Origin of the sequence: Pontibacter rufus (assembly GCF_015694705.1) — a bacterium.
GTDB classification, from domain to species: domain Bacteria; phylum Bacteroidota; class Bacteroidia; order Cytophagales; family Hymenobacteraceae; genus Pontibacter; species Pontibacter rufus.
In genome coordinates this window covers 110,193-136,855 of sequence record NZ_JADQDR010000005.1, presented here as the reverse complement: position 1 = coordinate 136,855, position 26,663 = coordinate 110,193, and the positions used below count along the sequence as shown (strand labels likewise).

The 26,663-nt window shown below is 48.8% G+C and carries 24 protein-coding genes; 20 read left to right on the top strand and 4 right to left on the bottom strand.

Translation table 11 applies throughout. From position 1 onward, the window contains the following. The first annotated feature begins 77 nt into the window (after positions 1–77). A complete protein-coding gene (locus I2I11_RS10255) occupies positions 78–1,124 on the top strand; it encodes a M23 family metallopeptidase (RefSeq protein WP_196267616.1) in 1,047 nt (348 codons plus the stop codon). A 16-nt stretch (positions 1,125–1,140) separates the two neighbouring features. Beyond that, on the top strand, positions 1,141–1,860 hold the full coding sequence (bshB1, locus tag I2I11_RS10250; protein WP_196267615.1) for a bacillithiol biosynthesis deacetylase BshB1: 720 nt from the start codon (positions 1,141–1,143) through the stop codon (positions 1,858–1,860). A 172-nt stretch (positions 1,861–2,032) separates the two neighbouring features. On the opposite strand, the gene I2I11_RS10245 is transcribed toward bshB1, so the two are convergent. Next, a complete protein-coding gene (locus tag I2I11_RS10245; RefSeq protein WP_196267614.1) occupies positions 2,033–3,535 on the bottom strand; it encodes an acetyl-CoA carboxylase biotin carboxylase subunit in 1,503 nt (500 codons plus the stop codon). Between the two features lie 207 nt (positions 3,536–3,742). On the opposite strand from I2I11_RS10245, the gene I2I11_RS10240 reads away from it, so the two are divergent. Together I2I11_RS10240 and I2I11_RS10235 are read left to right on the top strand one after the other, a co-directional pair. Next, a complete protein-coding gene (locus I2I11_RS10240; protein ID WP_196267613.1) occupies positions 3,743–4,981 on the top strand; it encodes an aminotransferase class I/II-fold pyridoxal phosphate-dependent enzyme in 1,239 nt (412 codons plus the stop codon). Positions 4,982–5,087: 106 nt separating this feature from the next. Next, positions 5,088–5,279 (top strand): histone H1, encoded by a 192-nt coding sequence (locus tag I2I11_RS10235; RefSeq protein WP_196267612.1) that lies wholly within the window; start codon positions 5,088–5,090, stop codon positions 5,277–5,279. A 76-nt stretch (positions 5,280–5,355) separates the two neighbouring features. Here I2I11_RS10235 and tyrS read toward each other — a convergent pair whose 3' ends face one another. Next, on the bottom strand, positions 5,356–6,660 hold the full coding sequence (tyrS, locus tag I2I11_RS10230) for a tyrosine--tRNA ligase (protein WP_196267611.1): 1,305 nt from the start codon (positions 6,658–6,660) through the stop codon (positions 5,356–5,358). Positions 6,661–6,862: 202 nt separating this feature from the next. Here tyrS and I2I11_RS10225 point away from each other — a divergent pair, with 202 nt between their 5' ends. From I2I11_RS10225 to trmB, 13 genes are all read left to right on the top strand, one after another. Next, positions 6,863–7,261 carry a hypothetical protein gene (locus I2I11_RS10225; RefSeq protein WP_196267610.1) on the top strand — a complete coding sequence of 133 codons (399 nt, stop codon included), beginning with the start codon at positions 6,863–6,865 and terminating at the stop codon, positions 7,259–7,261. A gap of 91 nt (positions 7,262–7,352) precedes the next feature. Beyond that, positions 7,353–8,114 carry a hypothetical protein gene (locus I2I11_RS10220; RefSeq protein WP_196267609.1) on the top strand — a complete coding sequence of 254 codons (762 nt, stop codon included), beginning with the start codon at positions 7,353–7,355 and terminating at the stop codon, positions 8,112–8,114. 728 nt (positions 8,115–8,842) lie between these two features. After that, a complete protein-coding gene (locus tag I2I11_RS10215) occupies positions 8,843–9,076 on the top strand; it encodes a hypothetical protein (RefSeq protein ID WP_196267608.1) in 234 nt (77 codons plus the stop codon). Further along, a complete protein-coding gene (locus tag I2I11_RS21560) occupies positions 9,060–9,362 on the top strand; it encodes a type II toxin-antitoxin system RelE/ParE family toxin (protein ID WP_196267607.1) in 303 nt (100 codons plus the stop codon). The genes I2I11_RS10215 and I2I11_RS21560 overlap by 17 nt, the downstream gene beginning before the upstream one ends. 345 nt (positions 9,363–9,707) lie before the next feature. Continuing rightward, complete coding sequence (holA, locus tag I2I11_RS10205) at positions 9,708–10,754, top strand: DNA polymerase III subunit delta (RefSeq protein WP_196267606.1); 1,047 nt, start codon at positions 9,708–9,710, stop codon at positions 10,752–10,754. 236 nt (positions 10,755–10,990) lie between these two features. Further along, positions 10,991–14,173: a tetratricopeptide repeat protein gene (locus I2I11_RS10200; protein ID WP_196267605.1), complete on the top strand. Its 3,183-nt coding sequence runs from the start codon at positions 10,991–10,993 to the stop codon at positions 14,171–14,173. 32 nt (positions 14,174–14,205) lie between these two features. Then, the gene (locus I2I11_RS10195; RefSeq protein ID WP_196267604.1) at positions 14,206–15,897 is read left to right on the top strand and encodes a TonB-dependent receptor; all 1,692 of its coding nucleotides are present in this window, start codon (positions 14,206–14,208) and stop codon (positions 15,895–15,897) included. Between the two features lie 5 nt (positions 15,898–15,902). Further along, positions 15,903–17,051, top strand: a complete 1,149-nt coding sequence (locus I2I11_RS10190) for an HU domain-containing protein (protein WP_196267603.1) — start codon at positions 15,903–15,905, stop codon at positions 17,049–17,051. 1 nt (position 17,052) lies between these two features. Next, complete coding sequence (locus I2I11_RS10185) at positions 17,053–17,760, top strand: MotA/TolQ/ExbB proton channel family protein (protein WP_196267602.1); 708 nt, start codon at positions 17,053–17,055, stop codon at positions 17,758–17,760. Between the two features lie 2 nt (positions 17,761–17,762). Further along, a complete protein-coding gene (locus I2I11_RS10180) occupies positions 17,763–18,158 on the top strand; it encodes an ExbD/TolR family protein (protein WP_196267601.1) in 396 nt (131 codons plus the stop codon). 9 nt (positions 18,159–18,167) lie between these two features. Further along, a complete protein-coding gene (locus I2I11_RS10175) occupies positions 18,168–19,043 on the top strand; it encodes a hypothetical protein (RefSeq protein WP_196267600.1) in 876 nt (291 codons plus the stop codon). Between the two features lie 16 nt (positions 19,044–19,059). Next, a complete protein-coding gene (locus tag I2I11_RS10170) occupies positions 19,060–20,355 on the top strand; it encodes a bifunctional folylpolyglutamate synthase/dihydrofolate synthase (RefSeq protein ID WP_196267599.1) in 1,296 nt (431 codons plus the stop codon). A gap of 2 nt (positions 20,356–20,357) precedes the next feature. After that, positions 20,358–21,011, top strand: coding sequence for a tRNA (guanosine(46)-N7)-methyltransferase TrmB (gene trmB / locus I2I11_RS10165; protein ID WP_196267598.1), 654 nt, complete (start codon positions 20,358–20,360; stop codon positions 21,009–21,011). A 123-nt stretch (positions 21,012–21,134) separates the two neighbouring features. Here the strand turns inward: trmB and I2I11_RS10160 are convergent, their stop codons facing one another. Next, positions 21,135–22,100 carry an alpha/beta hydrolase gene (locus I2I11_RS10160; protein WP_196267597.1) on the bottom strand — a complete coding sequence of 322 codons (966 nt, stop codon included), beginning with the start codon at positions 22,098–22,100 and terminating at the stop codon, positions 21,135–21,137. Between the two features lie 117 nt (positions 22,101–22,217). Further along, positions 22,218–22,841: a phosphoribosylanthranilate isomerase gene (gene trpF / locus I2I11_RS10155; protein WP_196267596.1), complete on the bottom strand. Its 624-nt coding sequence runs from the start codon at positions 22,839–22,841 to the stop codon at positions 22,218–22,220. 224 nt (positions 22,842–23,065) lie between these two features. Between trpF and mnmA the strand changes: the two genes are divergently transcribed. Genes mnmA through I2I11_RS10140 form a run of 3 tightly spaced genes read left to right on the top strand, consistent with a single transcriptional unit; the run spans position 23,066 to position 26,626 of the window. Then, positions 23,066–24,193, top strand: a complete 1,128-nt coding sequence (gene mnmA, locus I2I11_RS10150) for a tRNA 2-thiouridine(34) synthase MnmA (protein WP_196267595.1) — start codon at positions 23,066–23,068, stop codon at positions 24,191–24,193. After that, a complete protein-coding gene (locus I2I11_RS10145; protein ID WP_196267594.1) occupies positions 24,193–24,960 on the top strand; it encodes a hypothetical protein in 768 nt (255 codons plus the stop codon). Before mnmA ends, I2I11_RS10145 begins: the two co-directional genes overlap by 1 nt. A gap of 4 nt (positions 24,961–24,964) precedes the next feature. After that, a complete protein-coding gene (locus I2I11_RS10140) occupies positions 24,965–26,626 on the top strand; it encodes a S8 family serine peptidase (RefSeq protein WP_196267593.1) in 1,662 nt (553 codons plus the stop codon). The last annotated feature ends 37 nt before the right edge of the window (positions 26,627–26,663 follow it).

Below are 26,663 nucleotides of genomic sequence, written 5' to 3'. Positions count from 1 at the left end.
ATAAAAGAGCTTTTTCAGAGTTATTCAAGGCGTAAATTACATGCCCGATAGCTTTAGAAAGCTAAAATAAATGTTAAATGTTAATAAAAAAAGCACCGGTATCTGTTGTACTTTTTTTACTGAGTCTGTTTGTCTGCACGTCTGAGGCAGATGCCCAGACCAAAGTGAAAGACCTCTTTAAGGTGAAAACGCCTAAGATTCAGTACGTACGGCCGGATACAACCATTCTGATTAAGTATGAGGAGTTCCCGGATGAAAATTCAGACGCGGATAAGTCGCTGTATTTCAATCCTAAAAAAGAACTTTCCATTGTAAGTGAAGATACGTCTGAGCTAGATTTAGGCGAGCAGCATATTGTAGAAGTATCAGAGGAGGTTTTGATAGACTCGACCTGGATTAAGATTGCCGGCTATTATTCTATCTGGGACACGCACAACATCAATCCCTATCGCATGGATGGACGGGAGCTGAAAGATACCATAGATATTAAACTCTACGAGCCGGCCCTGAACCGCAACTATAAAATGCCTCTTGCCGAAACGCCGGTTACCAGCCATTTTGCTTACCGGGGTTATCGCTGGCACTATGGCACAGACCTGGATTTGGATACCGGGGACACCATCCGCGCAGCATTCGACGGCGTGGTCCGCATCAATAAATGGGACGGCGGCGGCTATGGCAACTACATTGTAGTGCGCCATTACAACGGCCTGGAAACACTTTACGGCCATATGAGCAAGCCCATTGCCAAAGTAGGCGAGTTTCTGAAGGCGGGTGATGTAATCGGCCTCGGTGGCAGCACAGGCCGCAGTTCCGGACCACACCTGCATTATGAAGTGCGCTACGAAGGCAACCCGATTGATCCGGAGAACCTGTACGATTTCCCCGATTACCTGTTGAAGGGCAAGAATTTTCAGATTACCTCAGCTTTGTTTGATTACTACAACAAAGCGAAAGCCAAGAAAAGCACAGCCCGCAGGTCTTCGTACCATACTATTCGCAGCGGTGATACCTTATCGGGTATTGCTAAGAAGTATGGCGTAAAGGTAAGCCAGCTAACCAGGCTGAACGGCATCAGTACCCGTACTACGCTGCGCGTTGGTAAAAAGCTGCGTATCAGATAATTATAGCAGAACACACATGAAACTTGATATTCTTGCTTTTGCCTCGCATCCAGATGATGTAGAGCTTGGCTGCGCCGGCACCCTGATTGCGCACATTGCAGCCGGGAAAAAAGTGGGCATTGTTGATTTAACATTGGGGGAGTTGGGCACACGCGGCACTGCCGAAACAAGGGCTGCCGAGGCGGAGGCTTCCGCCAAAGTGATGGGACTGCAGGTGCGGGATAATCTGGGCTTTGCCGATGGCTTCTTCATAAACGACAAGGCGCATCAACTTAAAATAATTGAGAAGCTGCGCCAGTACCAACCGGAAATCGTGCTGATGAACGCCATACATGACCGGCATCCGGATCATGGGCGCGGTTCAGAACTTGTATCGGAAGCCTGTTTTAAATCCGGCCTCAGAATGATTGAAACAACGGATGCACAAGGACAGCAACAGGAGGTATGGCGGCCCAAAGTAGTATATCATTATATTCAGGATCGGCTGATAACTCCTGATGTGGTGGTGGATATTACACCTTACTGGGAACAGAAGATGGAAACCATCCGCGCTTTTAAATCCCAGTTTTACAACCCCGACGACAGCTCACCCAACACCTATATCTCTTCGCCGGAGTTTTTGCTGTTTATCGAAGCGCGCGCGCTCGAACTGGGCCATGCCATTGGCGCTAAGTATGGCGAGGGCTTCACAAAGGAGCGCCTGATAGGTGTGCGCAGCCTGTTTGATTTGGTGTAAGTATAGCATTGACTTCGCAGGAGCTGCGCACGCTGCGAGGGCTTTCAGCACTTGGTAATTACAAATCCGAAAGAGCAGGTGCATAAAGTATAAATATAGAAGAGCCACTAAGTATAAAGGCGCTGCAGTAAACTACAGCGCCTTTATACTTAGTGGCTCTTGTAAACGGGGCCTATTTTAAGCGGTTTTTGCGCCAGCCGGAAACAGCAGGAACTGAAGACGCGATAGTTGCCGTAGCACTATCTGGCTTGCGCGCATTCAGGAGTACGGCAGCCAATACAGCTGCAACCTCATCTGCGGCCTCATCTTCTTTGGCCCTTAAGGCCTCCGGCGTAAAATACCGCTCAATAAACTTGGTATCAAAATGACCGCTTACGAATGCCGGATGCTGCAGCACATACCTGCCGAAGGAGAGCGTCGTTTCTATACCCGTTATCTGGTATTCATCAATGGCGCGCAGCATTTTGTCTATGGCTTCCTGGCGGTCTTTGCCGAAGGTTACCAGTTTGGCAATCATAGGATCATAGTAAATCGGGATATCCATACCTTGTTCAAAGCCATCATCCACGCGCACGCCAGGGCCTTGCGGGCGCTTGTACGTCTCAAGTCGGCCAATGTCCGGGAGGAAGTTGTTAGCCGGATCTTCGGCATACACGCGTAGCTCCAGGGCATGGCCGTTGATGTGTAAATCTTCCTGCGCGAAACCCAGCGGCTGGCCTTCTGCAATCAGGATCTGCTCTTTCACCAGGTCCAGGCCTGTGATCTGCTCTGTTACCGGATGCTCTACCTGCAGGCGGGTGTTCATCTCCAGGAAGTAAAAGTTCATGTTTTCATCCAGCAGAAACTCCACCGTGCCGGCACCCACATAATCACAGGCTTTGGCTACGTTCACGGCGCAGCGGCCCATTTCCTCCCGAAGCGCGGGTGTCAGTATAGCAGAAGGCGCTTCTTCAATTACTTTCTGGTGGCGGCGCTGTATGGAGCATTCGCGCTCAAACAAGCTTACGGTATGACCGTGTGTATCGCCCAGCACCTGTATTTCGATGTGGCGCGGCGAACCGATATACTTCTCGATAAACACCGAGCCGTCGCCGAAAGCTGAAGTTGCCTCGCTTACGGCCAGCTGCATTTGCTCCTCAAAATCAGCAACGCGCTCCACCACGCGCATGCCTTTGCCGCCGCCGCCCGCGCTTGCCTTGATAAGTATAGGAAAGCCTACCTGCTGCGCAATCAGTTTGGCTGCCTCTACATCCGTAATTGCCTCTTCGGTGCCGGGCACCATCGGAATATTATATTTGGCTACGGCAGCTTTTGCGGCCAGCTTACTGCCCATCAATTCGATAGCTTCGGGAGAAGGGCCAATAAAGATGATGCCGGCTGCCGCAGCCATTTTCGCAAAACCGGCATTCTCTGACAAAAAGCCGTAGCCCGGATGAATGGCATCAACTTGCAGCTGCCGGCACACTTCAATGATCTTATCGCCGCGCAGGTATGATTCACTGGATTTGGGGCCTCCCACACATACGGCTTCATCGGCAAAGCGCACGTGCAGGGCATTGCGGTCGGCTTCGCTGAAGATGGCTACCGTTTTTATGCCCATTTCACGGGCTGTGCGCATCACCCGCAGGGCAATTTCACCGCGGTTGGCTACCAGTATTTTATTTATTTTTCTCATGAAGCATTTTTTAATCACCATCAAAGAAAAGAGATTGAGGCCATACTTAAAAGCGGGCCTACGAAAAAGGTGTTCCCGCGGCCGGATATCAATTGTTTATGAAGCATATAAAACATAAATTTGTGGCGCTGCGATGGCTGAATTCGTTTGAAATCGCAGCGCGAATGCTAAAATTCAAAATATCCCGATAACTTAATCATTACACAAGTGGATTTATTCGAAAAGTTGTTGACCAACAGAGGTCCTTTAGGCAGCCACTCACATTATGCGCATGGCTATTTCACGTTTCCGAAACTGGAGGGAGACATTGCTCCGCGTATGAAGTTCAGGGGGAAAGAGGTGCTGACGTGGAGCCTTAACAACTATCTGGGATTGGCCAACCACCCCGAAGTGCGTAAAGCTGATGCTGAAGCTGCTGCCGAATGGGGAATGGCTACGCCAATGGGTGCCCGTATTATGTCGGGTAACTCTAACGTGCACGAGCAGTTAGAGTCTGAACTGGCGGATTTTGTAAAGAAGCCGGATGCCATGTTGCTCAATTTCGGATACCAGGGGGTTGTGTCTATTATAGATGCGCTGGTTGATCGCCACGATGTGATTGTGTATGATGCTGAATCGCATGCCTGTATCATCGACGGCGTGCGCCTGCACCAGGGCAAGCGTTTTGTGTACTCACACAATGATATGGAAAGCCTGGAAAAACAGCTGGAGCGCGCCACGCGCTGGGCTGAGAACACGGGCGGCGCTATTCTGGTAATTACGGAAGGCGTATTTGGAATGTCCGGCAACCTGGGCAGCCTGGATAAAATAGTTGCGCTGAAAGAGAAATTCAGCTTCCGCCTGTTTGTAGACGATGCACACGGCTTCGGCACGATGGGCGCGACAGGCGCCGGCACGGGAGAGTACCTGAACGCCCAGGATGGCATTGATGTATATTTCTCTACGTTTGCCAAATCAATGGCCAGCATCGGGGCTTTTGTAGCCTCCAACGAGCAGGTGATAGAGTACCTGCGCTACAACATGCGTTCGCAGATTTTCGCCAAGTCGTTGCCGATGCCGGTTACGGCAGGAGCCCTGAAGCGCCTGGAACTGTTGCGTGCCAATCCTGAACTGAAGGATAAACTTTGGGAAGTGGTAAATGCGCTGCAAAGCGGCCTGCGTGAAAAAGGCTTCAACATTGGCACCACAGAGTCACCTGTAACGCCTGTATTCCTGAACGGCCAGATTTCGGATGCTACCCAGCTGACGCTTGACCTGCGCGAAAACTATAATATCTTCTGTTCTATTGTGGTGTACCCGGTAGTGCCTAAAGACGTGATTATGCTGCGCCTTATCCCGACTGCCATTCATACCCTGCAGGATGTGGAAGAAACAATTGCAGCTTTCGAAAAAATATCACAAAAACTGGATAAGGGTTTGTATTCAAGTCCGGCAGTAACGGCCTAGTTTGATTCAAGGGCCTATATTATAAATCCTTAATTTTTGCTTGTTATCATTTATTGTGTATATTAGAGCAGTTAAACCTATTATTTCACCTTAATCAATAACACAGATGAGCAACAACTTCAACAAACTCAAGGATCTTGTAATGTCTTTAGAATCTGATTTCGAAAAGTTCTACGAGAAAAACAACGCAGCTGCCGGTACACGTGTACGTAAAGGTATGCAGGACCTGAAAAACATGGCCCAGGATATCCGCAAGGAAGTGCAGGATGCAAAAAACTCCAGCACAGAAAAGAAATAAGTTTAAGCCCGCAGGCTTAACACAAAAAAGGCGTCCAATTTGGGCGCCTTTTTTGTGTTAAATGGTTTATAATAAGCTACTTTACTGTAATAAGGTAGTAGTTCTTCTTTCCTTTCTGCACCACCAGGTACTTTTGCTGCAACAGATCAAAGGCCACGGCATCGTCGGGGTTAAGCACTTTTTCGCGGTTGATGCTCACGCCGCCATTCTTGATCATGCGCTTGGCCTCGCCCTTAGATTCGAAAACCTGTCCGCCGGTTACATCCGACAGCAAATCGCTGACGGTGCCTGTTTGCTCATAAGCCGTTGCTGCCACCTCTATCTGCGGCACACCTTCGAACACCGACAGCAAAACATCCTCTTTCAGGCCCTTTAACGTAGCCAAATCACCTTTTCCGAATAAAATTTCTGATGCTTCCACAGCCGCCATGTATGCTTCTTCGGAGTGCACGCGAATTGTAACATCCTTAGCCAGGGCTTTCTGTAGCGCACGCAGATGCGGAGCCGATTTGTGCTCTTCGTATATGCTTTCTATCTCCTGTTCTGAGAGCAGTGTATACACCTTTATCAGTTTCTGTGCTTCCTCATCGGAGAGGTTCAGCCAGAACTGGTAAAACTTGTAAGGCGAAGTCAGTTCGGGATCAAGCCATACGTTGCCGCCTTCCGATTTACCGAACTTGGTGCCGTCTGCTTTGGTAACGAGCTTGCCCACCAGCGCAAAGGCTTTGCCACCGTCGATGCGGCGTATCAGTTCGGTACCGGTGGTGATGTTGCCCCACTGGTCAGAAGCACCCATCTGCAGGCGCACGTTTTTATACTTGTAGAGGTGGTAAAAGTCATAGCCCTGTATCAGCTGGTACGAGAACTCGGTAAACGACAGGCCCTCGGCACGGTCGCCTTCCTCATCGGCGCTGATGCGTTTCTTCACCGAATCTTTCGCCATCATGTAATTTACCGTCAGGTGCTTGCCCACTTCGCGCAAAAAGCCCAAAAAGCTGAACTCTTTAAACCAGTCGTAGTTGTTCACGATTTCGGCAGAATTGGCGCCGCTGTTAAAATCCAGGAACTTCTCGAGCTGCGCTTTTATACCTTGCTGGTTGGCTTGCAGCGTTGCTTCGTCCAGCAGGTTGCGTTCCGCCGATTTGCCGGAAGGGTCACCGATCATACCTGTAGCGCCGCCTACCAGCGCAATGGGTTTGTGGCCCGCGCGCTGCAGGTGCACCAGCAGCATAATGGTAGCCAGGTTGCCGATGTGCAGGGATGTAGCGGTTGGGTCGAAGCCGATGTAACCGGACGTCATGCCGCTGGCCAGTTGCTCTTCGGTACCTGGCATGAAATCATGGAGCATGCCTCTCCAACGCAATTCTTCTATCAAATTCATGTATGCCTGTTTCGTCTGTTCGGGGCAAAGATAAAAAAGAGTTGTGAGATTGGGATTGCACCGGTAGAATATAGCTATACTTTATACTTATTTTGCTATATTGGATGATGATAATGGAGATGAGGAAGTTACCAACTCTATACATAATGCAGATAGCAGGAGTAGTTCCTGTTATCAAATAGTTGGGAAAAAGCACTAAGCTATGAAATTATCAAAGTTTCAGTTTCTGAATAAACTTATAGCCATCATTGATAGCTGCCAGGCAGACTGTACTATTACACTAAATTCTACTTGGACTGAAGAAGAATATAACCCTGAAAAAAGTCTAAGAGCAAAAAAGCTTCTTCCTTTTGTAAATTCTGAATGGCAGATTACTTTAACTGAAAAGAATAAGGCTGAAATAATAGATGTTCTTGCTGATTACTTTAGCGACGCAGATTTTTACCATGCCTTCTTTAGAGTCGGAGGTAAATTAATTGGCGAGTCTTATGACCACAGCGATTATGTGATTCTAAACCCTGATTACTTCAAACTAACAGAGGAACACTTTAAAGTTTTGGTTGATAGTGAGGTGAAGTTAACAGACGATATAAAAGAGTAGTGAAAGAAAGCCTTTTCCCAACACGGCACAGGCTCCATCCTCGGCTACGCCTCGTTCGCAGCCTGTACTAAACGTTACTTGCAACTAGAATATGAATTCAATTAAATACATAATTATAATAGTAGGGGTTTTATTTTTATACTCATGCAGCAAGGGCATTATAACTAATATGAGTAGCGGCAGCAAAGCTGAAACGAATAAGTATGAAAAAATAATCGAAGAGTATCTGGAGCAGAAGCGAATTGAGCCAACTGTTACTGTAAACAACATCAGTCAGGAGCGAATTAGCTTCCTTGATGTAGAACTAATATGGGAGCATACCCCAGAAGGGGGACTTGAATTTATTATTAATGGAAATAAAGTAAACACTAGCAAAGCTGTAACCCTCAACGACGTCTGGGATACAGACAAAGACAGTGTGAATTTTGTCAACTATCTTCAACAGGTCAAGTACTACAACTTTGGGGAGTACGAGCTGTTGGGGCTACTACTGACTTCCTCTCCATGTACTGGACTAGGGTGTGGTGTCAACTATCAGCTCATTTATGATATTACAAACAAGAAGACAAACTACTTCGGCAGATTTGGGACAGGGTATGATTTAGACCTATACCGCTTTTCTAACTCAGATGAAGTAGACTATCTAAGCAAGACTTTCCATGGGAGAAATGAAATGCTGGTTGATACCACAGAATTTGTAATCTACAGAAGGCAAGACAACGGACAATTTAAGTTGGTAAGGAACAGCAGGGGCAATAAGTACTATTTCAGACACATTTATTCGTGGGAGACTGATACTATACCAGATAGGTTTGAAGAAGACTGGATTGAGAAAATAAATAACAGCAGGTAACAAAGTTCAGCCTTTATGCTCGGCTACGCCTCGCCCACCGGCTGCACCAGCACGTTATACGCAAACCTAAAAGTCAATTGATGTGTCAGTTTCATTTATTTGAACATATAATATGTAACCCTTGATCCTTAGTCACAGAATGGATAACCGGTATTTAGCGGGACTTGGATTCCGCTTGGACTCTGTTCTGGCATTTAGAAAAGGTATGTCTATTAATGCGTCTCTAGAGGATTTTCAAAATTTTTCTAATGAACAGGCCATCAGCGCGATTGATTGCTCATAAGATTTTAACCTCAGGAAGCACCGATAAAATTTATGAAGCTGTTGCTTCACGAAAATTTGCCAAAGAAGTCAAAATTAGATTTTCCTAAGTATGAAGTTTAAACTGTATTGGATAAGAGATCGAATAGCAAAAAGAACATAGAATTGTTAATGCTGATGCTGTAGGAGGCTTTTGATGCATTATATACATTTTACAAGAATTTACAATTCCAGCAGAATTTCAAATATATCCCATTGCAGTAATTATATTAAATGCCGAGGCTAACTCCCATCCGACTCTACATGAGCTTGTTCCTCAAGTCAGAAAGATAATAAATAAATCACTACCAGCCGGACCGATGGAAATAAAGGGCAACGTATAATAAACCATTAGGCAACATGCCATAAAAAGAAAAAGTATAAAGGACACGAACTTAAAATATTAAACTTGATACAAAGAATTTGTCATGAATATTCAAGCAGAAAAATTAAAGCTTATAGAATGGCTTGCCGGACTGACAGACCAAACGCTGATCGAAAGAGTAAAACTTTTAAAAGAAACGCAGTCGACCCAAACTGATTGGTGGGAAGAAATATCTCCGGCAGAAAGGGATGCCATTGATCAGGGTTTGGAAGATGCACGGAATGGCAAAGTTACGGCGCATGAAGAGGTAAGAAAGAGATATGAAAAATGGCTATAAAATAGTCTGGACAAATCTAGCTTTATCAAACCTTGATAACATCATTGAATACCTGACCAATAACTGGACAGAGACTGAGATATCAAAATTCTTCAGAAAGATTGACCGCAGAATCAGTCTTATTTCCCAACGTCCCCTTCTTTATCCCCTGACCAGCAACAGGGAAAATGTCAGGCGCTCGGTTCTGTCCTCTCAAATCACTATCTACTATAGAATAAACAAGCAGTCTGTTGAAATTCTAACCCTTTTCGACAATAGGCAGAATCCTTCCAAATTAGCTGTATGAAAATCGAATTACCAGCGGAACCCGCCTGTTGTAAAGGGTTCTGCTGGTAAGGCCTTCTATAAACAGAGCTATGAGAGCAGCGGCAATTGCCAGCAAATTCCCGCTGCTCTCATAGCTCTGTTTATCACCTATTATACTTTTTATTTTCAAACATTCCCTTCATCTTGCTCTAGGAAGGTTTAAATTTGTAGGAGAGGAGCCGCGGCAGGTATAAACTGCTCCCTTATACTTACACCCACAACAATGCCCTGCCTGCAATTTATACTTTAACTTTAGCAGCTATACCTTAAATTTGCAGGAGCGGTGCGCAACTGCCGCTTTATACTTACATCCCCTACAACCACTATGGCGCATACACCCGAAAGCATTCTGGAGCAGCTGAAAAACCGGGCTTTTGCGCCGGTATACTTTCTGCAGGGCGAAGAACCGTACTACATTGATCTGATTTCAGATTACATTGAGGCGCACGCCTTACAGGAACATGAGAAAGGCTTTAACCAGGTAGTGCTGTATGGCAAAGACGTAGACGTGCCCACCGTGCTGCTGCAGGCCAAACGCTTCCCGATGATGTCGGATCGCTCGGTGGTGATTGTAAAGGAGGCGCAAAGTATGGCCGACCTGGAGAAGGAGGAAGGCATGAAGCAACTGGAGGCCTATCTGAAAAATCCGCTGCCTTCTACCATCCTTGTTTTCTGCCACAAGTATAAGTCGCTGGATGGGCGCAAGGCATTGGGCAAAGCTATCGGCAAGCACGCGGTGCTGCTTACCACCAAAAAGCTGTACGACAACCAGGTGCCTGCCTGGGTAAACCATTACCTGAAAAGCAAAGGCATAAAAGGCACACAACAAGCGGTTTTGATGCTGAGCGAGTATATCGGTGCAGACCTGTTGCGACTGGCCAACGAGATAGACAAACTGCTGCTGAACCTGAAACCCGGTGCGACGCTGGACGAGCAGGCCGTGCAGGAAAACGTGGGCATCAGCAAAGAGTATAACATTTTTGAACTGCAGTCGGCGCTGATTGCGCGCGATGCGCTGAAGGCAAACCGCATCATCCATTACTTTGAGGCCAATCCAAAAAATAACCCGCTGATTCCCAATTTGTCATTGCTGTTTTCTTTTTTTACCAGAATCCTGACACTGCACCTGCAGCCGGATAAATCGGAGGCCGGGCTTAAGAAAAGCCTTGGCAACCAGGCCTGGAAAGTAAAGGATTATGTGCAGGCCATGCGTGTGTTTCCGCCGCAGCGCTGCATCGATATCATCCACTACCTGCGCGTGGCCGATTTGCAGGTAAAAGGTATTACGGGTGGCAATATGGGCGAGGCTGATATCCTGCGGGAGCTTGTTTTCAAGATGCTGCACCCCATACCGCGGGTGCTTGCCGGCTAAGCTGGCATCAAGTTTTCCACAGCAGACAATATTCTGCAGGTTTGTTCCATTGTATAAGTATCATACCGGCGGCGCCGGAAGAATATAGTCGCAAAAGGAGGCTGCCGCTTTCTAAATTTTACTAACTTTGAACACAACTTGCCCTGGCGGAACAGATGCCGGGGCAGTTGAAACAGGATTTTATACTTCCTCTCATTACAGTACAATTTTGCCTTTGCGGGCAGGTGAAGAAACATATGAAGATAGCTTACAAAGTAGCGCTTGCGTCGGTACTGGCGGGCGGCTCGCACATAGCGGCGGCGCAGCATACGCAGGTTTTTGCCTCCAATGAGAAGTATTTCCACGAAGGGGTGGAGCTGTTTGACCGGGCCAAGTATGGCGCGGCGCAGGAAGCATTCAAAAAGTACATCGAGCTAATTGGCGACGATGCCAAAACAGCGGATGCGCAGTATTACTATGCCCTCAGCGGTTTATACCTGTTGCACCCCGATGCCGAGCAGCTCATCCTCAACTTCGTGCACAAATACCCGACGCATCCTAAAACAGCGCTGGCAAACTATGAACTCGGCCTATACTACTTCGAGCAGAAGGATTATAAAAAGGCTATTGAGCTTTTAAAAGATGCGCCGCTACACCTGCTCAGTATCAAACAAACCAAGGAACTGGAGTTCAAACTGGGCTACTCTTATTTCGCCACCAAAGATTTCGATAACGCTAAAATCTGGTTCGATAAAAATAAAACCACCGGCTTCCGCGAGGACGAGCACCGCTTTGCTTATGCCTCTAACTACTATGCCGGCTATATTGCCTACCGTAATGGCGACTATGCCGCCGCCAGGGCCGATTTACAGATAGCGGAAAAGAACGAGGCGTACGCCAACATCGTGCCTTACATGATTTCCGAAATCCTGTACAAGCAAAACAATATGGCGGAGCTGATTCGCTATGGCGAAGCGGCTCTGGCCAGGACACCGCCGGTGCAGCAGGCCGATGAAATTGCGTTGCTGGTGGGTGATGCCTATTATCAGAAAGCCGATTATAAAACAGCTGAAAAGTATTTCAGTCAGTTTGCAGAGGGCAAGCGCAAACTGGAGCCAGTGGTGCAGTATAAAATTGCGCTGACAGATTACAAGAACAACAACTATAAAAACGCCATCGCCAACTTTAAGGAAGTGGCGCTGCAGAAAGATTCATTAGGCCAGAATGCGGCTTATTACCTGGGGCTGAGTTATCTGAAAGATGATAACAAGCAGTTTGCCCTCACCGCATTTGACCAGGCCCGGAAAAATGACAAGGACAAGGAAGTAACAGAGGCGGCCACCATCAAGTATGCGCAGGTGAATTATGAGCTGGGCAACTTCCGGGAGGTGATTAATGCGCTGGCAAATTTCAACGAAAACTATCCTGACTCCGAGCAGGCTGAGGAAGCTGACAGGCTGCTAAGCGAATCCTACTTCGGGTCTAACGACTATGCGGCGGCCATGCGCCACATCGAGAGCCTGCCAAAGAAAAGCTGGCGTATTTTGCAGACGTATCAGCGTGTAGCTTACTATTATGGGGTGGATTTGTTTAATAACGCCAAGTTCCCGCAGGCAGTGCAAACGCTTGACAAGTCGCTGCAGTATCCGTACGACAAAGAAGTAACCGCTGCCAGCCATTTCTTAAAAGGCGAGGCATACTCCATCGGGCAACGCTACAACGATGCCATCAACAGCTATGCAGCGGTGTTCCGCACAGCACCCAATCCCAAAGAAGACTATTATATCAAGTCGCGCTACGGCATTGGCTACGCCTATTTCAACACCAAGCAGTACGACAAGGCCATGACGCATTTCAAGGCTTACCTGGATGCGATAAAGCCAAGCAACCCGAACTATAACGACGCTACCGTACGCCTGGCCGATACCTACTACGTCAACAAAAACTACAACGAAGCCCTGAACCTGTACGAGCGCGTGATTTCGACCAGCTCGCCGGACAGGGATTATGCCCTGTTTCAGAAAGGCGTTATACTGAGTATTATCGATAAAAACGACAGAGCCAAAAATGCTTTACAGGAGCTGATAAACAAGTATCCGAAGTCGCGTTACCTGGATGATGCGCAATACCAGCTGGCCGTGATTGATTATGAGTCCGGCAACTATGAAGCGGCAGTATCGTCCTTCACCAAGCTCATCCAGAACATGCCCGACAGCAAACTGGTACCGAATGCCCTGCAGAAACGCGGCACGGCCTATGCCAACCTGCACCAGTACGACAAGTCCATCGCTGACCAGAAGCGGGTGCTCGACGAATACCCGGCCTCTAAGGTAGCCAGCGGGGCTTTGTATAGCCTGCAGGAAGTGCTGGGCTCCGAAAACCGCAGCAACGAATTAGATGAATATCTGAACAAGTATAAAACGGCCAACCCGGAAAGCACGGCGCTGGAAACCATTGAATTTGAAGCTGCTAAGACATTATACTTCAACGAGAAGTATGACCAGGCAGCGCCTAAGTTCGAAGCTTATATTAAGTCTTACCCGAAGAGCTCATTTGTGCCGGATGCCCGATATTATATGGCAGATTCGTACCTGCGCCAGAACAACATAGCAAAGGGAAAAGAGCTCCTGAAAGAAGTAATCGCCGAAAACCGTTCGGGCTATGTGAACCGTGCCGTGCAGAAAGTGGCGGATTTGGAGTTTGAAGCACAGAATTATCCGGAAGCGATTAAATACTACAGCCGCCTGCGCGATCTGGCTACCAACCGCAAAGAGCAGCAGACAGCCCTGACCGGCCTGATGCAAAGCTATTTCCGCACGAACGATTATGAATCGACCAAACGGGTAGCCAACGAGTTAATCAGCCAGGGCAATGCCTCCCTGAATGCTTACAATTTAGGGCTATTGTTCCGTGGCAAGGCAAGCTACGCACAGGGCAACCTGGATCAGGCACTCACGGAATTCCAGGAAGCTGCAAAATCAGCTTCGGACATAAATGGTGCAGAAGCACAATACCTGATAGCAGAAATTTTATACAAACAGAAGAAGTATAAAGAGTCGCTGGAAGCTGCTTATGCCTTTAACAACAAGTTTTCGAACTATGAGAAATGGCTGGGCAAGTCGTTCCTGATCATCGCAGACAACTATGCAGCCCAGAAAGAGCTTTTCCAGGCCCGTGCCACGCTCAACTCCATCATCGAAAACTCGCCCGACAAAGCTATAGTAGCAGAAGCGAAGCAGAAGCTGGCGAAGCTGGATGGCAAGCAGCCGCAGGATGTGCAGCAGTTGCAGGATGTGCAGCAGTTGCAGGATGTGCAGCAGTTGCAGCCGGCGCTGGATTCGGTGCCTGCCGCAGCTGCAGACTCGATCCAACTGGAGATGGTGCCCACGCCTGATTCTACACAGCAACGGCAACCACAATCCCAGGAAGAGCAGAAGTAGTCAGTCAGAATTAGCAGAACAGAATCATTACCATGAAAAATAAAGTCAGAATTGCCTCGCTTGCCATTGTCCTGAGTGTTGGCTACAGCTACCTGAACAGCGCGCACGCGCAGACCAACACCGGCTGGAATGAAGGGGCCAAACTGGAGGATGCCGAGGTGGTGGTGGAGAAGAACCGCGTGATAGAGCTGCCGCAGGCCGCCCGTAACTACGAGAAATTCCGCATTGAACCGCCTGCCGTCACTGACCGCAACGTGCTGTACCGTTTCAGCGATTACCGCCTGCCGTCGCAGGACATTGAGCTGCAGATGAAGGTGCTCACCATTAAACAGGATGAACTGAGTAAGCTGTACGGCAATTACCTGAAAGCGGGCATCGGCAACTATGCCACGCTTTATCTGAAAGGATACTTTCACAACAAGCGCAGCAAAGACGCCGATTATGGCGCGGAAGTGAGCCACGTGGCCTCAGGCCGCGGCCCCGTTGATCAGGGCAATTCTGCTGTGTCCAACAGCGCCATCAGCGTGCATGGCGAGCGTTACCTGCAGGGACTGACTGTAGGCGGCAGGCTGCACTATGGGCGCGACAAGTATAATTTTTATGGCTACGATCCTGATTTGGAAAGCGAGGTAGACAAGGATACGATAAAACAGGTGTTCAACCGTTTTGCAGCCGAGGCTTTCCTGCACAACAAATCTTCTGATGTCCCTTTTCTGTTCAAAACAGATATCAGGTTCAATTACCTGAACAACCGCTACGACATGAGCGAGAGCAACCTGGCACTACGGCTGCGCAGCGAGTATGCCATCGATGACATGTCGGCCTTTAAAGTAGACGGGGATATCTCTTTTATATCTTATCAGGATTCTGCCACTGTAACCCGTACTTTATTTAAACTTAACCCTACGTATGAGCGCCAGCTGAATGCTTTCCGCCTGGCCATTGGTGCCAATGTAGCCTATACCAGCGATGAAGTAAATGATGCACGCAAGCTGAATGTCTACCCGACAGTACGTATTTCGGCTGAGCCTATAAAAGATAACCTGCTGATATATGCAGGCTTGGGAGGCGATGTGCAAAGAGTTACTTTATTCGAGCTGACGCAGGAAAACCCATGGCTGGCGCCCGGCGTGCAGGTAGCTGATATTAACAAAGGACTGGAAATTTACGGCGGTTTTGATGCCAATATCTACAACTACGTGCACCTGGTAGGGCGTGTGGCATACCAGAACTTCCGGAATCTATACTTTTACAACAACTCCCGCGCAGATTCTACAAAATTTGACCTCGTGTATGACGATGGCGTAACCAATGTTTTAAACTTTTTTGCGGATGCATCTTTCAATTATTCTGATGAAGTCCGACTGGGTTTAAAGCTTGATTATAACAAGTATAACACCGCCAGCTTAGAGAAAGCGTTTCACCGCCCCGAGATGATGGCAAGCGTTTACGGCACCTATAACTTCTACGACAAGATTCTCTTTAATTCAGAACTTTATTATATTGGGAGCTCGTATGGCAGGATTTACCGGCCAGACGGAACCTCGGTGTTGCGCGAGACAGATACCATTGTGGATCTGAACCTTAAAGCGGACTACAGATTCACGAATAACTTTACGATTTTCGTGATGGCCAACAACCTGCTTGGCAACAAGTATGAAAGGTTCGTGAATTACCCGGTTAAAAGTTTAAACCTGATAGGAGGCATAACCTACTCATTTTAAAGCCTATGGTTGAAAAGCACATCAGAACTTTGCTCTATGACCATGATTGTGTCATTATCCCGGATTTTGGAGGATTAATCGCCCGGTATGCTTCAGCCCGTATTAATCCGGCGAAGCATACGTTTTCGCCGCCCTCCAAAAAGATTGCCTTTAACGAAAAGCTCACGCTGAACGATGGCCTGCTCATCAGCACCATTGCACACCACAAAGACATCTCAAAGGAGGAGGCACAGCAACTGGTTACAGATTTTGTACACCAGGCCAGGTATAAACTGGATGCGGAGCAGCGTTTCGAACTGCAGCATATCGGCATTTTCCGCTACAATGCAGAGCGCCACCTGGAGTTTGAATATGTGGAAGGCGATAACCTGCTAGAGGAAAGCTTTGGCCTGCCCGAGGTGATGGCGCGGCCCATCCGCACGGAAGAACCCGCTGTGCTGCGCACACTCATCAAAGAACGCGAGCCGGTACAGGAAAACGTTAAACAGCCATTCCGTAAAAAAATCTGGCGCCTGTCCCGTGTGGCGGCCGGGCTTGCTGTTGGCGGTATTGCAGTTTCAGCCTTATACTTCCTGTCGCAGCAGCCGGATTATAACCTGAGCAGCCTTAATCCTATCAGTTCATTTACAGGCCATTATACGCCCGGCAACACGAACTTTGCTGTGCGCTATACTTCTGATTATGTGCCTGTTTCTGCTGACGAACGGCAGGCTGCTTATGCGGCTATACTTAATGTAGCAGCACCAACAACATCTGACAACACGCCTGAGGCCTGGACATCAGTACGCGAGATGGCTACAACGCCAACAATTGCTTTAGCTGATACAGTTGAAACAGCTATAAATGAGCAGATTAGCGCAGCCCCGCCAGTTGTTGAAGAAGTGGTTGAGGAAAAGCAGCCGGAGCTGACGGTCAGCGAGAGAACTGGCCGCTACTATGTAATAGTTGGCGGCTATTCCCGCTTTGAGAATGCCAGAACAGGCCGCGACGCCATCAGCAAAAGAGAGGAGCAGGCCAAGGTTTTACTGCCGGAGCAGGGCAGCAAGTGGTACCGCGTATCGGTAGCAGATTATGATAACCCGGCAGAAGCACAGGCAGCGCTGATGAATTACAGAAAGAAATACGGAGAAACACTTTGGGTACTTAATTACTAACATGACATCACTCTTATTACAAATTACGACTACGGCCACGGCCGATACCGCAGCACTGGCCGACGGAGCACAAACTACTGCCAACAACACTGTTTCCCTGATTGATCTGGCCTTAGCGGGCGGCTGGGCCATGATTCCGTTGTTACTCTTATCGCTGGCCGCTGTTTACATTTTTGTGGAGCGCTACCTGACCTTAATGAAAGCCTCTAAAAATCCGGACGGTTTTAATGAGCGCATCAAGAGCCTGGTGCTGGCAGGAGACATCAACGGCGCCAAAATGCTTTGCGCCCAAACTAACACACCAATTTCCAGAATGATTGGAAAGGGCCTGACACGCATCGGTAACCCGCTAAAAAATATTGAGACTTCTATTGAAAACCAGGGCAAAATTGAGATAAGCCGCCTGGAGCGTTACCTGCCTGGCCTTGCTACCATTGCCGGAGCCGCCCCGATGCTGGGTTTCCTGGGCACCGTAACAGGTATGATTGAGGCCTTTATTGCTATTGCGCAGGCGGAGGGCAATGTAAGCCCCAAGCTACTTTCCAGCGGTATCTACCAGGCCATGGTTACCACGGCAGCCGGCCTTATTATTGGTCTTCCGGCGTACGTAGCGTATAACTACCTGGTATCTAAAATCGATAACATCGTGCACTCTATGGAATATTCCTCTATCGAGTTCCTTGATTTGTTACAAGAACCACAACTGTAAGTATGGATTTACGATCTAAGAACAGGATCAATGCCGAGTTCAGCATGTCGTCGATGACGGATATTATCTTCCTGTTGCTCATCTTCTTTATGCTTACCTCCAACTTCGTTACACCCTCCGGTCTGCCCGTCAGCCTGCCGAGCAGCAAGAGCTCCGACATTGTCATGCAGAAAATAAGCGTGACCATCACTTCGGATTTACAGTACTTCGTGAACGATAAGCCTGTTTCTTCGGAGGAGATTGAACCGCAACTGACTGCCCTGTTGCAGGGAACAGAAGACGGAGCGGTGGTGTTACATGTAGACAAGAGCGTGCCGGTGGAATACCTGGTAAAGGTAGCCGGTATCGCTAAAAGCATGAATGCAAGTGTTACGCTGGCCACTGTGCCAACTGAATAAGATTTAACTATGGCAAACATTGCCCTGACACAACAGGAAGAAAAACATAAGCGGATCGCAGCCGGCGTGAGCGTGGCCGTGCATGCCCTTATCCTGCTTCTCCTGTTTTACCTGCTGGCCTGGCGTGCGCCTGATCCGCCTGCCGAAGTGGATGGCATTGAACTGAACTTTGGTATGGATGCAGTCGGCAGCGGCGACTTGCAGACCACTGCTGCAGCCAATATATCTGAAAATGTGGAAGACAGCAAACCGGCGCCAACACAGCCGGACCCGCTGCCGGAACCGGAACCTGTGGTAACGCCCTCACCGCCCAAGCCCGTAGAAACGCCTAAAGTGGTGACCACAACCGCTGAAGCGCCTGTTTCGGTGAAAGAGGAGGTGAAACCACAACCAAAACCACAGCCCAAAGAGGTGGTGGTAAAAAAAGAACCTGAAAAGCCGAAGTCGTTATACCCGGGAAAGCCCACAACCAGTACTGGCAATGGCAAGAGCGGCACTTCAGATGCAGCCACCGGCAACAACAACGGCGATGATGAAGGCAAGGTAGGTGACAAAGGGAGTCCCGAAGGGAAGCTGGATGCCAAAGCACTTTACGGCAAATCCGGCGGCGGGGCCGGTGGCTCGCTGGATATGCCCGGCTGGCGCTACGACATCGAACCGAAAAGAGACCCCTACAACAACGAAACCGGTATTATCAGATTCCGCATTAAAATAGACGGAGATGGTAACTTTATGGGTGCGGAGGTTTTAGAAAGCAACGTTTCGCCCCAGGTGGTGGCCTGGTACCGCACGCAGTTGCAGAAAACAACATTTAGCCGCACAGGTGGAGGCGGAGAATCGTCGGGTGCCACCGGAATAGTAACCATCAGAATTACCTCCCGCTAAATTTATACTTCCGTAAATGACCTATCAGGAGTGCCTTGATTATTTATACCAGCAATTGCCGATGTTTCACCGCATCGGCAATGCTGCTTTTAAGAAGAGCCTCGACAACATTATCGCGCTTTGCGATGCATTGGGGCAACCGCAGCAGCAGTTTAAAACAGTGCATGTGGCCGGCACCAATGGCAAAGGCAGCAGTTCGCACATGCTGGCGGCGGTGTTGCAGCAGGCAGGCTACAAAACAGGGCTTTATACTTCGCCGCACCTCAAATCTTTTACCGAGCGTGTGCGGGTAAACGGACAGGAGCTGCCGCAGGATTACCTGGTTGATTTTGTGACGCAGCACAAGCCGCTGTTTGAAAGTATAAAGCCTTCTTTTTTTGAAATGACGGTGGCGCTGGCCTTCCGGTATTTTGCTGATGAGCGCGTAGATGTAGCCGTAATAGAAGTAGGGCTGGGCGGCCGCCTCGATTCTACCAACATCATCACGCCCGAGGTTTCCCTCATTACCAATATCAGTTTAGATCACCAGACATTGTTAGGCGATACCATTCCGGCTATAGCCAGGGAGAAAGCAGGCATCATCAAACCCGGCATACCGGCCGTAATCAGCACCGGGCAGGAGGAGACAGCGGAAGTTTTCAGAGCAAAAGCGGCTGAAGTAGGCGCACCTGTATACTTTGCTGGTGATGAGTTCAGGATAGAACCTACTGTTGCAGATCTGGCGCGGCAGGTATTCCGGGTATACCGCAATGGATCAGTATACCTTGATGAGGTAGAACTTGACCTGACTGGCTTCTACCAAAGGTATAACCTGCCGGGCGTGCTACAGACACTGGCTATACTTCAGGAGCAGCGGGGTTTCAGCATCTCAGAACAAGCCCTGCGCAGCGGACTGGCACAAACCAAAACACTCACAGGCCTCAAGGGCCGATGGCAGGTACTGCAACAGCAGCCGCTGATGATTTGCGATACCGGCCATAACGAAGATGGCATGCGCCAGGTGATAGCACAACTGGCGGCCCTGCAGCCAAAGCGTATACATTTTGTATTTGGGGCTGTTAACGACAAGGATGTCTCGAGCATCCTGCAGCTGCTGCCGAAAGACTATACCTATTATTTTTGTCAGGCTGCCATACCGCGCGCGCTGCCCATAGCAGAACTTCAGGCAAAAGCAGAGGCCGCAGGCCTGAAAGGTACAGCGTATGCAACTGTGCCGGCAGCCATTGCAGCGGCAAGAACAAAAGCTGCGCCGGATGAGGTTATTTTTATCGGAGGCAGTACTTTTGTGGTTGCAGAAATAGAAGAGCTATAAGTATGACACGATCCAAGCTGGCAAAATTTGCCGCTGTAGCAGAACGCGATAATGTAATTCAGGATGGCGATGCCCTTTATGGCAGAATGGCCGGCCAATGGCGCCAAATCCGGTTTGAAAATGATAATCCACTTGTATTAGAGATAGGCTGCGGCCGCGGCGAGTATACCGTAGGTATGGCGCAGCTGTTTCCGGATAAAAATTTTATTGGCATCGACATCAAAGGCGAACGCCTGTGGAAAGGGAGTACCAGGGCACTGGAACTGGATCTGAATAATGTAGCTTTCCTGCGGGTGTTTGTGGAGCAACTGGCAGATCATTTTGCGCCAGGCGAGGCAGATGAAATATGGATTACTTTTCCGGACCCGAGGCCCAAAGATCGCGATATTAAACGGCGGCTTACTTCACCGCGCTTCCTTAATATATACAGGCAAATTTTAAAGCCCGGTGGCCTCATACACCTGAAAACAGATAACCAGGATCTCTATGCCTATACCCTGGAAGTGCTGCAGGAGCGCCATGCAAAGCAACTGCTTTACACAGAAGATTTATACAAGTCAGGCCTGCGTGAGCATACCCATGGCATTTATACAACGTACGAGCAGCGCTACATGGCCGAGGGCATCCCGATTAAATATATCCAGTTTCAGGTATAAAGTCGCAGATTTGCTTCTGTTTACCAGAACAAATAAATGTAGCATACAATCAAGCAAAAAGCCCGGGTGTATGATGATACACCCGGGCTTTTGCTTTGATTCAGATCTCAAATAAATCTTTTGCTATTTGCCTAAAAAGTCATTGCTGCGAAGCCAGTTCAGGCAGCTTTCAAACCAATCGTCGGCGGTGGTGCTGTTGTGCATCCCGAAACCATGGCCTCCATTCTGGTAAATGTGCATTTCAGCCGGAATCTTATTCTTTACAAGGGCCTGGTAAAATACGATGCTGTTCTCTACCGGCACAACATTGTCGTCGGAGGCATGTATCAGAAAGGTGGGAGGCGTTTGTGGTGTTACCTGCAATTCGTTAGAGAACAACCGAAGCTGTTCGGCCGAAGGATTTTCTCCGAGCAAGCGCTGAAAAGAGCCCAAGTGCGCTATGTTTTTGTCGCTGCTGATAACCGGATAAATCAACAGCATAAAATCCGGGCGCAGATTGGCTTCGGGCTTTCCACCATTAACGTAGGACTTCTGGAAATGCGTTCCGGCTGTAGCAGCCAGGTGGCCGCCGGCTGAAAAGCCCATAATGCCGACTTTATCCGGATTTATATGCCATTTGTCCGCATTTTCCCGGATCAGCTTAAGGCCCTGCTGGGCATCCTGCAGCGGAGCAATAGCCGGTTGCGAAGAAACTTTGGCGTCAGGCAGCCTATACTTTAAAACAAAGGCAGCAATGCCTTGCTTAGCAAAACGCTCGGCTACTTCGTATCCTTCGTGGCCTGCTGCTTCCATGGCGTAACCGCCTCCGGGACAAATAAGCACAGCTGTGCCATTCGCTTTATCTTTAGCGGGCAAAAAAACAGTAAGTGTGGGTTTACGCACATTCGTAATATGCGCCTTTTCAAAATTATACCGGCTGTCGATGCTTTTATCCACCTTTTCTTCGTCCGGGCCGGGAACCTCATTGGGTATCTTACCCTTATAAAGCGGAATTACCTGCCTGCTCTGCTGACCGCATACTTCCGATAAACTCATACACAACAGGAGTAACGGAAGCAGAAAATATTTAAACTTCGGATGAATTGCCATAAGCCCTGCATTTAAGTTAAGGTTGTTTTTGCGTTGCCATATCCGGCAACAGTATAAATTAAGCAAAAATAAAGTCTTTGTCTAATATTTAGTGTCCTGATACTTGGATCCTTTTACTTACAACTCTTCTATCTCTTCAAAAATATCCTGCAGTTCATCAAAGTCCTTTAAGCCGGGCTTTATTTCATGCCCGCCCTGCAGGCCTATGCCAACAGGCTTAATGCGCTTCAGCGCCTGGCTGATGTTGTTTTTATGCAGCCCGAAGCCAAGATATATCGGAAACCTGGACGCCAGCTCCCGCAAAAACTTGGTGTTGGTATCATCCACAGCTTCGAAATCAGAAGAGTAAATCATAAAAGCGTGTACAAAAGGGCTGTAGAGTTCCATCATTTCCAGCAGTTCGCTTTCAACGGTATCCTTATTGATGAATACTTTCTGTATCACCGGCCGGTTGATTTCCTCTATTTCATCTATCAAATAGGGGATGTCCAGTTGGATCAGGTGCAGGCCGTAAGTGTCTGCCATCTCGTTGATGATCTCCGGCTTTGCCCGTTCAAATTCACCGGCCAGTTGCACGCCGGCAACCCACCCGGCAATTTCTTTTACGATATCAGGCTGCATGCGATCCGGATTATCCAGTTTCAGGTTAAACCCGATGACATCTACGCCCATTCCTGCGCAGTAGCGCGCATCACTTAAGTTGTTTATGCCATTTACTATCACAGAGGTACGTAAAGCCATTGTAATTTATACTTTAATATTTAAGGTGTAATTTTATTTCTGATAACCAAAGTAAAGGCCTTCCGCTATAGTATGCCACTATTTTGCACTTTTTTTTATCTGCCCGAAACCTGACTGTCCTTGTGCGGTTGTAATATTTGCTGTACTGAATCTTTATAACTGCACCGATGTTGCTATCTTTGTAGCAGAATTAAATTGATTTGTACTTTCATTTTTAAGGATAGATGAGTAAGTCAGGAAGGGTTTTAGTAGCCATGAGCGGCGGCATAGACAGTTCGGTAGCTGCCGTGATGCTGCACGAACAAGGATATGAGGTTGTCGGCATGACCATGAAAACATGGGATTACGCCTCCAGTGGCGGCAACAAGAAAGAGACGGGCTGCTGTAGCCTCGACTCTATCAACGATGCCCGCAACATTGCCGTGCAGCTTGGTTTCCCGCATTATATTATTGACATCCGCGAGGAGTTTGGAGATTTTGTGATCAACCATTTTACGGATGAATACCTGGCCGGCCGCACGCCAAACCCCTGCGTGCTTTGTAACACGCATATCAAATGGGATGCTTTGCTGCGCCGCGCCGACCAGTTGGGCTGTGACTTTATTGCCACCGGCCATTATGCCAACATACGCGAGGAGAATGGCCGCTACGTGATTTCGAAAGGACTGGATGAGCACAAAGACCAGTCTTATGCTTTGTGGGGTATTTCGCAGGAAAGCCTGGCGCGTACTATTTTTCCGCTGGGCAAACTCCGTAAATCAGAAATACGCCAGATGGCCACAGATCGGGGTTTCACGGAACTGGTAAACAAGCCGGAGTCGTATGAAATCTGCTTTATTCCGGACAACGACTACCGCAGCTTTCTGAAGCGGCGCGTGGATGGCCTGGAAGAGCAAGTGGCCGGCGGCGAATTTGTGCTGGAAGACGGCACCGTGGTAGGCAGGCACGAAGGCTACCCGTTTTATACCATCGGCCAGCGCAAAGGGCTGGGCATCGCGCTTGGATTTCCGGCTTACGTAACGCGTATCGAAAAGGAGCAAAACCGGGTAATACTGGGCAACTACGAAGAACTGTCTAAAAACGCTATGACGGTAGGCAAGCTCAACATGGGCAAGTATAGCAACCTGCTCGATCAGGCTATACCTACAGTTACAAAAGTGCGGTATAACGATGCTGGTACTGAAGCCATTATAGAACAGGTAGGCGATAAGATGAAAGTGCATTTCCTGCGCAGCGTGCACGCCATTGCCCCCGGCCAGGCAGCGGTATTTTACGAAGGCGACGATGTTGTAGGCGGCGGCTGGATAGAATCGAACTATAACCTGGATTATACGCTGGACGTGCTTCAATAATGAGCGGGAAAAAGTTGCTGCTGCCGGTTTTGCTGTCTGCCTGTATAGCGGGCTGCACGACTACGTATGTAGAGCCGGACCCGCATGCTTTCGGGTATAATTACTATCCTGTGGCTGTTGGGGATTACCGCATTTACAACGTAACAGACATCAACTTTAAAAACAATGTGGGGGATACCACGCGCTACCAGATGCGCGAAGTAATGGATACCTCTTTTGTAGACCAGACCAACACCCTGAACTATAAAATTGTACGGGCGACACGCCAGGATGAAAATGCTGCCTGGGCAGAGGATTCGGTGATGGTGGTGGCAAAATCTACTACGAGCGTTATACTTACCAGGGATAATACCAGGTATGTGAAACTGGTATTTCCGGTTCAGGAAGGGAAAGTATGGCTCGGCGATGCTTTTAACAACCATGTGATCAATAAGCTGGCTGAAGACCCTTATGATCGCAAGGAACCTTATACGTACAGTCAGGTAGGGGAGCCCTTCCGCTTTGATGAAGGTGCCCTGGCAGAATCTGCTGATGGCTTGATACAATTTGCGCCGACAATAACGGTTATACAAGGTACTCATACTCCCAATATGGTGCAACTGGATGATCGGAAGGAAGTATATGCTGAAGGGATTGGCCGTGTTTACCGGCTGTTTAACAGGGTGGTGATTGCGCCCTGCAGCCCTGATCAGTGTGAGTTCGGAGAAAATTATAAGGTGAATGGTCATGAGCGCCACGAAGTATTAATCGCTTACGGCCACCAGTAAAAGTATGAAACAACTGCTCCTATACCTGCTCCTCCTGCTGTATGCCCCGGCTCTTGTGGCACAGCAAACGCCGGGAGCAGATACAGCGGAGCAGAAGCACCTGGTATACTTCACTGATAAAAAAGAGACACCTTTCAGCATAGATCAACCGCAGGCATTTCTGTCGGCTAAAGCCATTGCTCGGCGGCAGCGGCAGCATATACCGGTTATGACTAGAGATCTTCCAGTTGATCCGGCTTATGTTGATGCCATGAAGCAGCAGGGTATAGAAGTATGGTATACGTCGCGCTGGTTTAATGCTGCCGTGGTACAATGCAGCGACGAGCAGCTTGCGCAGTTGCAGGCTTTGCCTTTCGTGAAGAGCACCTATACCCTGAACAAAATCGCACAGCCACATCAGGCACAGGTGCAGCGGCAGGCGGCAGAAAGATTGCCTCTGGCCGTGCAGGTACCCGCGCCGGCCAGCGTTAAAGCGTACGGCCCAGCTTATCATCAGGCAAATATGCTGGGAGCATTAGACTTACATATGGCTGGTTTCCGCGGCCAGGGCATGACCATTGCCGTGCTGGATGCCGGTTTTCCGGGTGTAAACACAATTGCTGCTTTTTCGCATCTTTTCGGGAATGAGCAGTTAAAGGGTACTTTTGATTTTGTGCTGAAAGAAGAAAATGTATTTGGCGCCAATGCCCACGGCACTTCCGTACTGAGCACCATGGCAGCTTATGCGCCCGGAACAATGCTGGGCACCGCTTACGAAGCCAATTACCTGCTGTTGCGCACCGAGGATGCCGCCACCGAGCACCCCATAGAAGAAATTAACTGGCTGCTGGCCGCGGAATATGCCGACAGTGCCGGTACAGATGTCATCAACTCTTCCCTCGGGTATACTACATTTGATGCGCCTTCCGAAAGTTATACTTATGCAGACATGGATGGCAATACCACCCTCATCAGCAGGGCTGCAGATATAGCAGCCGCTACCGGCATACTGGTGGTGGTAAGTGCCGGCAACGATGGAGATAAAGACTGGCATTATATTTCGGCTCCGGCTGATGCAGATTCGGTGCTGGCTGTTGGCGCTGTGGATTCTTTGGGCCTAAGAGCGCCATTCAGTTCTTTTGGCCCAACACCCGACGGGCGGATAAAACCCGATGTAGTGGCGCTGGGGCAAAATGCCTATGTGCTCAGTTCTGCCGGCCATCTGGGCCAAAGCAGCGGCACCTCTTTTGCCGGACCCATTATGGCAGGCTTTGCTGCCTGTCTCTGGCAAGCCACGCCCGGCAAGACCAGCTATGAGATGATACAACTGCTGCACCGGTTAGGCAGCAACGCCAGCTCACCGGATGATTCTACCGGTTACGGCATTCCCAACTATACCCGCCTGGTAACAGCCTTGCCTGAATTATCAATAGAGACAGCAGCATTTATCACCAACCCGGTTCTGCAGGAAGAAGTAGCGCTGAGCTTTGGAGAAGTATGGGCGCCCGGGCCTGTTTCGGTGAGCATATATGATATGACCGGCAAAAGAGTATACCACGAAACACTTAAAGCCATCAAAACCCGGCATGTGCTGGGGCTGCAAGGGCATCAGCTAAAGCAAGGCCTCTACATTTGCCGCCTGCGCGCTGGTAGCCGCAGCGCAGCGCTGCGCTTTGTGAAGCTGTAAAATGAGCTCAATGTGGCAGAAGCAAATGACTTTGCAC